Origin of the sequence: Barnesiella sp. ET7 (assembly GCF_024733785.1) — a bacterium.
In the GTDB taxonomy this organism is placed as follows: domain Bacteria; phylum Bacteroidota; class Bacteroidia; order Bacteroidales; family Barnesiellaceae; genus Barnesiella; species Barnesiella merdigallinarum.
Window position 1 is genome coordinate 104,442 of record NZ_JANRHM010000006.1, and the last position, 12,612, is coordinate 117,053.

Sequence of the window (12,612 nt, forward strand, 5' to 3'; positions counted from 1 at the left end):
AGCCGAGCCCCGGGAGGTTGCCCTCTATGCCATGACCTCGGTCGCTCAGCGTCTGAGGTCGGTATTTACAAACACTTTCAAAACCTCTACCGAATGGTCGTCATACACGACCTTCACCAGATTGATACCCGGCACGGGAGCGGGCAACCGCTTGCCGTCGACCGAATAGTATTCGCGTGTCAGCACCACCTTGTCGGCCCCGACACCCTCGATGCCGGTGGGAGTAGCCACCCGGAAGGAGATTCGGAGCGTCGCCGTCGAGGTGGTCAGCACCAGCGTATAGTCGCCGGCCGGGAGCTCCTCGCCCTCACGCACGAGCGTAAGCACGGCCCCTTCGCTCGAGAGCGAGAAGGTCTGCCCGGCAAGCTCGGTATCGCCCTGTTTCAGGCGGACCGTAACGGCATCGGCCTCTACGAGGCTGCGATTGAAGGTGATGGCAAAGGTGGTTGTCTTTCCGTCGATTTCGAGCAACTCGCCACCGTCGAGCGTCATCTCGGGAGCGGTCGATACGATGGAGAGTTGGGTGAGCCAGGGCTGTATGTCGAACGCCTTCCAGTAGTTGGCCTCGGCATAATCGCCGCACGACTCGGCCGGCACATAGATTTTACAGCTCTCGGGCACCTTGTCGAAGGTGTTCGAGCTGGCCCCCGAGGGGAGCGCGCTGTTGATGTAGAGGCTCTCGAGGGCCGAACAGCCGCCAAAGGTATAGTTTGCTACCGAAGCGATGGCGCCGTTTACCACCACCCGGGTGAGCGAGGTATTGTTTTTGAAGAGGTTCGATTCGAGCGCCTTCACGCCGGTACCCAGCTCGGCCGACTGCAGGGCCGAACAACCGTAGAAGGCCGAGGCTCCCAGCGAAGTTACCCCGTCGGGCACCACAATCGAGGTGAGCGAAGTACAGCCCGAGAAGAGGGCCGAACCCAGCGTGGTCACCTTATCGGAAAATTGAGCCGATTCCAGCCCCGTGCAACCGTAGAAGGCCGAGCGGCCGAAGGTGGTCACCCCGGGAGCATCGGGCAGACGTTTCAACCCGCGGCAGTTGTAGAAGGCGTAGTCGGCAATCTCGACAATCCGGTCGGAGAGCACCACCGAGTCGAGCACCGTACAGCCGTAGAAGGCATAGTCGGGAACTGAAGTTACCCCACCGCCGATGCGTGCCGTGCGCAGGCCGGTACACTCTCTGAACACATAGCCGCCCAACATGGTCACCCGGTCGGGAATATCGACCTCGGTCAACTTCGCACACCCCTTGAAGGCATACTCCCTTATTTCGACAATCTGCTCGGTCAGGGGCAGTTGGCTGAGGCCGCTGTTCTGGAAGGCATATTTTCCTATCGCCGTAATGTTGGCGGGCAATACCACCGACTCCAGAGCCGTACAGCCGCTGAAGGCATAGTCGGGTACCGCAGCAATGCCCGTGCCGAGTGTGGCCGAGGTCAATGCCGTACACTTTTCAAAGGCGTAGGAACCTATCGAGGTGATGCTGTTGGGCACCGTCAACTCGGTGATGCCCGTACAGCCCGAGAAGGCCGAGGCTCCCAGCGTCACAATCCGGTCGCTCAAGGGCAACGACTTCAACGCCGAACACCCTTTGAAGGCACTGGCTCCTATCTCGGTCACCGAGGGGCAGGCAATCTGCGACAACATCGTGCAGGAGTTGAAGGCATAGTCGCCAATCTTGGTGATGCCGTTCCCCACGGTGAGGGTCTCCAGCTTCTTGCAGTTGCTGAAGGCATAGGTGCCCAGCATGGTGACACTGTTGGGAATATCGAGGGTCTGTATCGCCGCTCCATAGAAGGCACGGCTGCCAATCGACTGCAACCCGTCGTTGAGGGTAAGGGTCGTGAGCGGACAGTTGAAGAAACTCCACTCCCCTATCGTCTGCACCGTAGCGGGCAATACCAGCGAGGTGAGGCCGGCACTGTCGAAAGCGCGGTCGCCGATGGCGGTGAGCCGGTTGCCCAGCGTGAGCGACGTCAGCTTCTTGCAGTCGGCAAAGGCATAGTCGCCGACAGTCGTGAGGCCGTTGCCCAACGATACGGTCGTGAGCGAAGCGCACTTGCTGAAGGCATGGCTGCCCAGCGAGGTCACCCCGTCGGGCAGCGACACCGAGGCGATGGCCGTCTCGGCAAAGGCATATTTCCCGATTTCGCGCAAAGCCGATTGCCCGGACAGGGTCAGGCTCTGCAAGGCACTGCAACCGTAACAGGCATAATCGCCCACCCGTGTCACCGTAGCCGGAAGCTCCACCGCAGCCAGAGCCGAGCAGCCGAAGAAGGCCGAGTCGCCTACCTGCGTGAGCGAATGGCCCAGCGAGGCCGAAGACAGTTTGGCACAGCCGTTGAAAGCCAGAGCCTCTATGGTAGTCAGACCGTCGGGCAACGCTACGGCGGTCAAAGCCGTACAGCCGGCAAAGGCCGAGCGTCCCAGAGTCTTGAGATTTTCGTTTGTCGTGAGCGTAGTCAGTGCCGTACAACCGCCGAAGGCTTCGGCTCCAATCGTGGCGGCCGACTCGGGCAGCTCCACGGCGGTCAGCCCCGTACAGCCGTAGAAAGCCCCCTCGCCTATCGTCTGCACCGTGGCGGGGAGCTCTATCGAAGTCAGTTTGGTACACCCCATGAAAGCCATGTCGCCGATGGCGGTCACCGTACAGGATTGGCCATCGAGCTCGACCGTGGCGGGTATGGTCAAGGAGCCCGAAAAGGTTGCATACGAGTCGTCATACATGATGACTGCCGTGTGGGGAGCCTCGCCCGGAATGGCCACCACGGCCTTTTCGCCCACGGTGAGAGTGACCGGGTCGGTCGATACCGAGCCCAGCCGGTTTCCGGCCACACAATAGTAGCTGCCGGCATCGGCCGTCGTAGCCGACGCTATCGAGTAGACAGCCTTCACGGCCCCTTCGATGGCGACCTTGTCCTTATACCACTGATAGGTGAGGCTGTCGCCCCGGAATACCGGCACAAAAGCGGCCGGCTCGCCCGGCGACACCACCAGGCTCTCGGGCTGACTCTTTATCGAGGGTTCGGTGAGCCCGTTCTTGGCGGCAGCGGCCAGCGGTTTCCAGTCATACGACTGCATGCCGGCCGAGAAATTCCAACCGTCCCAACACCCGTCGGTGAGCTTACGGCCCGAGATTCCCATGTTGCTGTAATACCACGAATCGCTATCGGCCGACTTCGTCCAGTACGACCAATAGCCCTGATACCACCCCGACTGCCAATAGTCCTCGGGGTCGGTACAGCTCCACCCGTCGTAGGAGTAGCCCGACATGGGTATCAATCCCAACTCGTTGGCCTGCCGCACCTCACCATCCTTGACGATGGCAAAATCGCCGCTCTTGTTCACATCGTAGCCTAAGCCCGAGACCGTGCTGCCGAACGCCGTGCCCGACTCCGAGGCAATGACAAACCGCGGGTCGGCTGCCGCAATGGCCGTAATCATGGTGGCGCCGGTAGCCTCGCCGTCCCAGCGGAAGCCCCACACCAGGGCACTCTCCTCGCCGTCGACATTCCACTGCACCGCCAGAGCCGCCCGGTTGGCGCCCTCGCCGGTCCAGTTTTCAATCATTTCCATCGTGAAGGTTCCATCGGTAATAGCCCGAGGCGATACCTGCTGCACGGCGGTAGGGTGCGGCCGCCCCTGCACAAGTATCTGTGCCGGCAACTGCATCACCGCAAACAGCAAAAGCATGAAAACATAAATCTTTTTCATTTCGGTTAAATCTTTAAGTATTAAAATTGAACAATCGTTTTTGCCATTTCAATACTTGCAAGATATGGTTTACCCCTGCCCATGGAACCGCCTCCGGCCTGCCGGCCCGGAATCGTTTTTTGCCACAGCTCATACCTCGCAAGCTATCGGGACAATACGCACGGCAGGTCTTCTGACTCACTCCGGCAGCCGAGGCCTTCCCAATCGCACGGATCAGTGACTTGTCTCTCGGCTCCTTTTCGATGGAGTTCACAGCAGCGGGACTGTTCGGGACTCACACCCGATTCCCTTTTAATCGGCCTTCAACGGGCCGAACCGGTGCGCACTATACGCTATTTTATTCTTACTATTCTATCTCTCTTTTTCTTACTTTTCCGCGATGTGCAAATCGGTCACTCCGGCCACCTCGGTCGAGCACTCGCCCAACCAGCCGTTGAACTGATTGACACCGGTATAGATCTTGATAAAGTCGATGCCCTGCAAATGCACGGGATTACCCTCGGCATCGACCGCCCAATCGATATTGAAGTTAGACTTCTCGCTGTCGTTGGGGTGGTTGTCGGCATACCCCCAGTCGTAGGCATAGAGCACATAATAGGAGCCGTCGCCGCTCTCGTCGATGGCATTGTCGGGCAAGCGGGTGCCCTCGAACGTGAGCGTCTCGTCGGAGAGCCACTGCGGGTAATAGGATTGCTTGTGGAAAACGACCTTCGACACGTAGCCGGTCCCGCCCTGGTTGTCGGTCCAGCGCACATAGGTCGAGTCGGTCACGCTGGTATCGGTACCGGGCACCGGAGTCTTGTTTTCGTCGGGGCGGTAATAGGTGATTCCGTAATTTTTCACCGTCTCTTCCTTGTGATATTCACTGCCGGCCAGTTCGTACCACTCGTCATCGGGGAGGCCGTTGCCGTTGACATCGACCGATACCATCACGATACCGGGCTCGCTGCTGCCGCCCGATGCGGCAGTGGGTTTGCCCGTGGAGTAGAAGGCATTGCCCAAGACCTTGAAGTCGTATTCGCCGGGACGGTTGACAATCGTATGGTCAAATCCCACGACGATATAACCGCCGTAACCGCCCAGCGACACCATCGTACCGGCATTGTAGGCCAGACAGTCCTCGGCCTTCTGCCGCATGGTCTCCTCGGTATCGCCCTCGCTATACTCGGGCAGCTCGTTGACAAACTGCCCCGGAGCCGGGCGATACTCATGCACCCGGGTGATGTAGGGGCTGTAAGCTACCTCCTCCTGGCGGACCACAATCTGCATGAGGTGTTCGACAGGGTTGGCCGAGTCGTAGATGTTCAGCTTCAGCCAGTAGGTACCGGTCTCGTAGGCCACGAAGGTATAGTCGCGGGTGGTGGCCACGAGCGAGTCGACCGCCGTCGATTCGTAGGAGAGCTTCCACTCATAGCGCTCCCCGCTGAACTCGGGGTGAAGCGTGAGGCTCTTCATGCGTTCCACCACATAGGTATCGTCGAGTCCCAGCGAAATCATGGCCGGGGAATCGGACTGACAAGCGGCCAGGAAACCAAGCCACACGATCGACAAAAAGTACAATATCCGTTTCATATCCTGTTAGTTTGTTTTCTTCAAAAAAGCCATGTGCGCCGGTATGTCGCCGGTACGCACCTTCCACTTGAGCTTCCCGTCGCGGCCATAGCACAGCAGGTTTCCGCTCGACACATAGTTCTTGGCATCGGTCACGTAGATGTCGCCGTTCTCGGGGTTTACCTTCAACCCGTAGGGAATCTCGATATCGGTCTCGGTACCGTCCGTGATGAAGTTGTCCGATACCAACCGGCCGGTGCGCACGTCGACAATACCGTAGGTCACCCGGTTCTCCTGCGATATATCGCTCCAGGCCACGCTGTAGAGGTAGAGCGAGTCGCCGCAAATCTCCATCTCGCTACACGGAATATCGAGCGTGTCGCTCACCTCCATGCGGCCGGTGCGCTGGTCCTTCTCCAGAACAAACAGGCGCGAAGGCACCGACTTGTAGTCGCCCCGCGACGATACCCACAACTTGCCGTAGCGGTCGGCCCGGATGCGATGCAGGTTTATCCCCACGGGAATCTTGCGTATCTGGGTCATCGTGGCGATGTCGACCACCGAGACCGTATAGTCGTAGTTGGGCTTGCGGTATCCGCCCGAGTTGGCCACATAGATGAGGCCGTCCTGCACCACCAGCTCGTCAGGCTGATAGCCTACCGTCACCTCGGCTGTCACCTCGAGGGTGGCCGTATCGACCTGAAAGACGGCGCCGAGCTGGGCATTCGGGTCGATGCCAACCGGCCCCACATAAGACGACACATAGGCATAGCCGCCGTCGAAAGCGACGTAGCGGCAGTTGGGAATATCGACCTGGCCGATACGCTGGCAGGTACGGGCGTCGAGCACCTCGACCTTGTGCGAGCAGTTGATGACGGCATAGAGTTTGGAACCGTAGACCTGTATGTCGTTCCCCACGTCGCCCAGCTCCTTGACTACATTGGGGTTACGCTCGGCATAGAGGTTGCGGGCATACTGCCCCTGCTCGAAGTCGACAAAGTCGAGCGTACACTTGTTCGACCCCATGTTGCCCTCGTTGAGCAGATAGAACCCGGCAAAGGGCGACTCACGGTCGAGCATCGGCAACGACTCGTATTCGGTGAGGACAATCACATCGTCCTCCCGGCACGAGGTCATCGATACCAGCATCGCCAGCATCATCCCGATAATTATATGTAAAATTCTGCCTCTCATCATAATTCGATAGCTATGCCAAACCGATAGTTACGCATCGGCATGGGGTAATTGAGCACTACGTCGTAGGCCTGGTCGAACAGGTTGTTGACCTCGGCCGTCACTTTCAGATTCACAGCTTTGATTTTGAACGACTTCACCAGCGATATGTCGCTCGTGTACCACGGCTGCACATAGTTATACTCGATATTCTCCTGCTGGTTGTACCGCTCGCCCACGTAGACAAAGCTGTAGTTGAGGCCCCAATCCTTGTAGGTGAGCCCCAGAATGGCCGAGCCGCTGTGCCAGGGGATATAGGGTATCTGGTCGCGGTAGTAGTTGTCGCTGGGGTTGGTGATGTCGATGGCCTCCTGATAGGTATACTGCACCTTGGTCATCAGCCCGATTTCGAGCGGCAGCCGGAAGGTGGCCGTGGCCTGCACGTCGACGCCCCGGATGTCGACCTTCCCCAGGTTGAGCATGGTCCAGCGGAACTGCTGCCCCTTGGGATAGGCGACAATCTTGTCCTTCACCAGATTGTAATAGGCATCCACACCGGTATGGAATCCCGAGAGGAATCCCGTCTTGGGTGCCACGGCATAAGTAAAGCCCACGTTGTACTGGGTGGCACTCTCGGGCTTCAGGGCCGAGTTGCCCATATCGGTGTAATAGAGGTCGTTGAAGGTGGGCATGCGGTATATCTGCTTGTAGAAGGCTCGCAGCACCCAGTTGTATCGCTTGAGCGGCTGGTACGAGAGGAAGACGGCGGGTGTCACCTTGCTCTTGTTGGGAGCCTTGGTCTGCCCCTCGGCCGTCTCGTCGACCAGCGTAGCCAGCACGCTGGCCTGCATCTTCAGCCGGTCGGCCAGCGAGAAGGCGGTAGCGGCCGAAATCCAGTGGGTGTAGCGGCTGGCCGAGAGGTACTCCGACAGGCCGTTCCACTGCATGTCGTAGGCCACCGACACGTCCCAGTTGCGGAGTATCGAATACTTGTTGGCCAATGACACGTAGACCTCGCGCTGCTTGTACTGGTTGTCGACCCGCATCAGCTTGTCGTCGTTGTTCACATAGTGGGTATAATCGAACGCATACTTGGCATTGACCTTGAGGCTGTACTTGCGGGTAATATCCTGCTGATAGACGCCTTGCACGAAGGTGTTGCGGTCCCACAACCGCTCGCCGTTGCGCCACACGTTGTTGACGATGGCGCCGGGGATACCCCGCTCGGAGCTGTAATGGTAGACGTAGGCTTTCCAAAAACCGTTGGAGAGATAGCCCTGCAGACCGCCCTCGAAACGCACGGCATCGATGTCGCCGTTTTGCCGGGTAGCCGTGGTGTCGTAGGCCACCTCGCCCGAGGGGGTAACCCGCTTGTAACGGAATTTGTACTTACCGCTCGAGTTGGTCCACTCGCTGTTGAAGGTCATGCTCACGCTCTCGCTGAGCTTGTATTCGAAGAGCACCGAGGGGTTGACCAAGTCGAACGACCCCGTTTTGAACGAGGCCTTCAGGTGCGACTTCTCACCCGGCTTGAACTTGGGCCGACGGGTGGTGAGGTAGATGGAACCGGCCGAGCCGAACTCACGGGCCGACTGGAATATCTCGCTCTTCTGCCCGTTGTAGAGCGAAATCTCCTCGATGTTCTCGAGCGAGAATTTCCCCAGGTCCACCTGGCCGTTCTGAGCATTGCCCAACTGGATACCGTTGTAATATACCCCCATGTGGTTGGTACCCATGCTGCGGATGTTGACGGTCTTCAAACCGCCCACTCCACCGTAATCCTTAATCTGAATACCCGAAAAGTAACGTATGGCATCGGCCACCGAAAAACTGTTGAGAGCCTGTAACTCCTTCCCTGCAAGTTTCTGTGAGGGTATCACCTCGCTATACCGGTTGGCCGTGACCATTACCTCGCCCAGCGACCGGGTCTGTATCGAGTCGGTCGACGAAGTCTCATCGGCCCACACCCGCACGGGCAGAGCAGCCAGTACCCCAATCGCACACACAAACGATACCCAACGACAAAGTCTTTCCATCGGACTATTTTTTAACAGCCTCGGAGCGGGTTCTTTCGATACAAGTCGGTGTAAACAGACGGACGCGTGTAGGCCACCCTTCCGCAGATTCACAAGCTCTACCCCCCGAAAGCTAATGACTAAAAGCATGGCAGGTCTTCTGACTTACTCCGGTAACCGAGGCCTTCCCAATCGTCATAATCAGTGGCTTTCAAGTATTCTCGGCACCTCTACGGGAGCTTACAGCAGCGGGACTGTTCGGGATTTTCACCCGATTCCCTTTTCATTCTACGCCCCGGACGGGGTTTCGAAACCAATGCGTGACAAAGGTAACACAAATTATTGATACTGTTCTATTTTTTCTTGGAAATTATTCCAAACCAAACCTGCACCCCAATCGTTACTTGTGAAAAAAGTATTGATTCGTAATAAAAAATAACGGTTATAAATTTGTATCAATCACAAATTTTACCGAATATTGCGAAAATTTTCTTCATCTACATACAATACACTTATGGAAGAAAACCAAACCTTGAAAAACGACAATTTCGTAGTGCGCGTATGGCGATTCTACCTTGAAGGATTCCGATCGATGACCTTGGGAAAAACACTTTGGGCAATCATTCTTATCAAACTGTTCATCATGTTTTTTATCCTGCGGCTCTTCTTTTTCCCCAACATTTTGCAAAAAGAGTTCGATACCGACGAGGAGCGGGCCAATGCCGTCATCGAAAATCTCACCAATACCAATAATTCTCAACAACAACAATCACAGGAGTTATGAACGATCTTTTCACGCTCGTAGACTGGTCGAGGGCACAATTTGCACTCACCGCTATTTATCACTGGCTGTTTGTCCCCCTCACGCTGGGGTTGGGCATAATCGTCAGTATCATGGAAACCATCTACTACCGTACCGGCGACGAACGATGGAAAACCATTACCAAATACTGGATGACCCTCTTCGGCGTCAACTTCGCCATCGGGGTGGCAACCGGTATCATTCTCGAGTTCCAGTTCGGTACCAACTGGTCCAATTACAGCTGGTTCGTGGGCGACATTTTCGGGGCGCCGCTCGCCATCGAGGGCATCATGGCCTTCTTCATGGAGGCGACCTTCATCGCCGTCATGTTCTTCGGCTGGAACAAAGTGAGCAAACGGTTCCACCTGGCTTCGACCTGGCTCACCGCCATAGGGGCCTCGATTTCGGCGCTGTGGATTCTGGTAGCCAACTCGTGGATGCAATACCCCGTGGGCATGAAGTTCGACCCCGAGACTGCCCGCAACGTCATGGACGACTTCTGGGCGCTGGTACTCTCGCCGGTAGCCGTCAACAAGTTTTTCCACGCCGTATCGGCCGGCTGGGTGCTGGGCGGCATCTTCGTCGTGGGCGTGAGTGCATGGTATCTGCTTAAGAATCGCGAAAACTTCCTGGCCAAACAGAGCATCCGCGTGGGGGCCTGGGTAGGTCTGGTGGGGGCTCTCGTCGTAGCCTACACCGGTGACGGTTCGGCCTATCAGGTAGCCGACAAGCAACCCATGAAACTGGCTGCCATGGAGGGTGTCTACCACGGCAAGGAGGGGCAGGAGCTTATCGCCTTCGGTATTCTCAATCCGGCCAAGGAGTTCAACAACAACGAGAAGGAGTTTCTTTTCGACATACCTATCCCCAAACTGCTCTCAATACTGGCTACGCGCCAGGTCGACGGTTTCGTGCCGGGTATCAACGACATCATCGACGGCGGTTACCCCGACAAGAACCTCAAGGGTGAGGAGATTATCGCTCTCTCGGCTCAGGAGAAGATGGAGCGCGGCCGCCTGGCCATCGCCGCTCTGGCCGACTTCAACACGGCCCGGCAAAACAACGACACCACAGCCATGAACGAGGCCCGGGCCCGACTCGATGCCAACTACGAATACTTCGGCTACGGCTATGTCGACTCGGTCGAACAGCTCATTCCCCACGTGCCGTTTGTCTTCTACTCGTTCCACATCATGATTATCCTGGGCGGTTACTTTATCCTCTTCTTCATCCTCGTGCTCATCCTCTCCTACAAAGAGAAACTGCATAACCTCAAATGGATGTTGTGGGTAGCCATACTCACCATTCCGCTGGGATACGTCTGCCTCGAAGCCGGCTGGATTGTGGCCGAGATGGGCCGCCAACCGTGGGTTATCCAGGACATCATGCCTACCTTCGCCGCCATCTCGAAAATCGAGGTAGCCTCGGTACAAACCACCTTCTGGTTGTTTGCCGCACTCTTTACCATCCTGCTCATCGCCGAGGTGGGTATCATGTTGAAACAAATCAAAAAAGGAACCGAAAAAAAATAAAGACACACTATGGAACTGAACGAACTATTTTACCAGCACTATTGGTGGTTTCTCATCTCGCTGCTGGGCGCAATACTGGTATTCCTGCTCTTTGTGCAGGGCGGACAATCGCTGCTGGCGACCATGGGTAAAAACGAAATTGAAAAGAGCATGATGATCAACTCGCTGGGCCGCAAGTGGGAGTTCACCTTCACCACCCTCGTGGTGTTCGGCGGGGCCTTCTTCGCCTCCTTCCCCCTCTTCTACTCCACCAGTTTCGGCGGGGCCTACTGGCTGTGGATGGCCATCCTGTTCAGCTTCATCATACAGGCCGTATCGTATGAATACCGTTCGAAGAGCGGCAACTTCCTGGGCAAAAAGACCTACGACGCCTTCCTCTTTGTCAACGGCGTGGTGGGCCCCCTACTGCTGGGCGTAGCCGTGGGTACCTTCTTCACCGGAGCCGATTTCGTGGTCGACAAGGCCAACCTCACCACTCCCGGGGCACCGGTCATCAGCAGCTGGACCAACGACTGGAACGGCCTGGAGGCTCTGCTCGACGTGCGCAACCTGTTGCTGGGCATCACGGTGCTCCTGCTGGCCCGCACACAAGGAGCCCTCTACTTCATGAACAATATCAAGGACGATACCCTCTTCGAACGGGCACGCAAACAGGTGCTGGTCAACGGCATCGTGTTCGTGCTCTTCTTCCTCTCGTTCGTGGCCGCTACCCTGATGGCTACCGGCTACGAGACCAACCCGCTCACCGGCGAGGTATTTACCCGGCCCTACAAATATTTCTACAATTTCGTTGAAATGCCGTGGGTAGCCTTCATGTTCCTCGTGGGTGTGGTGCTGGTGCTCTATGCCCTCATCCGCTCGGTATTCGGGCAGCACTTCACCCGAGGCATCTGGTTCTCGGGTATCGGCACCGTGCTGGTGGTTCTCAGCCTCTTCTTCATCGCCGGCTACAACCACACCCCCTACTACCCTTCGGCTGCCGACATGCAGAGCTCGCTCACCATCTGCAACAGCTCGTCGAGCCTCTTCACCTTGAAAACCATGAGCGTAGTATCGCTGCTCATCCCCTTTGTGCTGGCCTATATCTTCTACGTATGGCGCGCCATGGACAAAAAGCCCATCACCGCCAGTGAAATGGAAAGCAACGAACACAAATATTGATACTTGCGTATTCCCCAAAAAGAGCTTACTTTTGCAGAGGTAAGCTCTTTTTTTGTATATGGACGACACCTACTTGACCATATCGCGCACCTCGGAGGGAATTTACAAGGAGAAGATGAGTAAGTTCCTCTCCTTCGCCATCCCCGTGACAACCGTCGACGAGGTGAAGCGTGAACTCGAAAAATACCAGAAGGAGTACTACGACGCCCGCCACGTGTGCTGGGCCTACATGCTGGGACACGAGCGCACCCAGTTCCGATCGAACGACAACGGCGAACCCTCGGGGACGGCCGGCAAACCGATACTCGGGCAAATCAACTCGGCCAACCTGACCGACATCCTCATCGTCGTGATACGCTACTTCGGAGGCATCAAGCTGGGTACCAGCGGACTCATCGTGGCCTACCGCGAAGCGGCTGCCGAAGCCATCGCCGCCAACGAAATCGTGGAGCGGCTGGTCGAAGACGAGGTGCAGTTCGGTTTCGAATACCCCCTGATGAACGAGGTGATGCGTGTCGTCAAAGAGGAGGGGCCCACCATCGTCTCGCAACTCTTCGACATGGATTGCGAGATGACCCTGCGCATACGCCGTTCCCGCATGGAGAACCTCAAAAACCGGCTGTCGAAAATCGACGGTCTTCACTTTCTAAACGAACCTTAGCCG

The 12,612-nt window shown here is 56.9% G+C and carries 8 protein-coding genes and 2 riboswitches; of the genes, 4 read left to right on the forward strand and 4 right to left on the reverse strand.

The genetic code is table 11. From position 1 onward, the window contains the following. Window positions 1-45: 45 nt before the first annotated feature. From NW211_RS05300 to NW211_RS05315, 4 genes are all read right to left on the reverse strand, one after another. On the reverse strand, window positions 46-3,714 hold the full coding sequence (locus tag NW211_RS05300; protein ID WP_258327173.1) for a leucine-rich repeat protein: 3,669 nt from the start codon (window positions 3,712-3,714) through the stop codon (window positions 46-48). A gap of 144 nt (window positions 3,715-3,858) precedes the next feature. Next, window positions 3,859-4,049, reverse strand: a riboswitch (cobalamin riboswitch). A gap of 31 nt (window positions 4,050-4,080) precedes the next feature. Then, a complete protein-coding gene (locus tag NW211_RS05305) occupies window positions 4,081-5,286 on the reverse strand; it encodes a cell surface protein (RefSeq protein ID WP_258327174.1) in 1,206 nt (401 codons plus the stop codon). A gap of 6 nt (window positions 5,287-5,292) precedes the next feature. Continuing rightward, a complete protein-coding gene (locus NW211_RS05310; RefSeq protein ID WP_258327218.1) occupies window positions 5,293-6,459 on the reverse strand; it encodes a YncE family protein in 1,167 nt (388 codons plus the stop codon). Then, window positions 6,459-8,474, reverse strand: a complete 2,016-nt coding sequence (locus tag NW211_RS05315) for a TonB-dependent receptor (RefSeq protein ID WP_087881022.1) — start codon at window positions 8,472-8,474, stop codon at window positions 6,459-6,461. Before NW211_RS05315 ends, NW211_RS05310 begins: the two co-directional genes overlap by 1 nt. Before the next feature lie 111 nt (window positions 8,475-8,585). Continuing rightward, window positions 8,586-8,786: riboswitch (cobalamin riboswitch) on the reverse strand. A 181-nt stretch (window positions 8,787-8,967) separates the two neighbouring features. On the opposite strand from NW211_RS05315, the gene NW211_RS05320 reads away from it, so the two are divergent. The 4 genes from NW211_RS05320 to NW211_RS05335 are packed head-to-tail and all read left to right on the forward strand — an operon-like array spanning window position 8,968 to window position 12,609. Then, on the forward strand, window positions 8,968-9,237 hold the full coding sequence (locus tag NW211_RS05320; protein WP_087408772.1) for a DUF4492 domain-containing protein: 270 nt from the start codon (window positions 8,968-8,970) through the stop codon (window positions 9,235-9,237). Then, the gene (locus NW211_RS05325; RefSeq protein WP_087408773.1) at window positions 9,234-10,787 is read left to right on the forward strand and encodes a cytochrome ubiquinol oxidase subunit I; all 1,554 of its coding nucleotides are present in this window, start codon (window positions 9,234-9,236) and stop codon (window positions 10,785-10,787) included. Before NW211_RS05320 ends, NW211_RS05325 begins: the two co-directional genes overlap by 4 nt. Window positions 10,788-10,796: 9 nt before the next feature. Further along, the gene (cydB, locus tag NW211_RS05330) at window positions 10,797-11,948 is read left to right on the forward strand and encodes a cytochrome d ubiquinol oxidase subunit II (protein WP_258327175.1); all 1,152 of its coding nucleotides are present in this window, start codon (window positions 10,797-10,799) and stop codon (window positions 11,946-11,948) included. Between the two features lie 58 nt (window positions 11,949-12,006). Then, complete coding sequence (locus NW211_RS05335) at window positions 12,007-12,609, forward strand: YigZ family protein (RefSeq protein ID WP_087408827.1); 603 nt, start codon at window positions 12,007-12,009, stop codon at window positions 12,607-12,609. Window positions 12,610-12,612 lie beyond the last annotated feature (3 nt).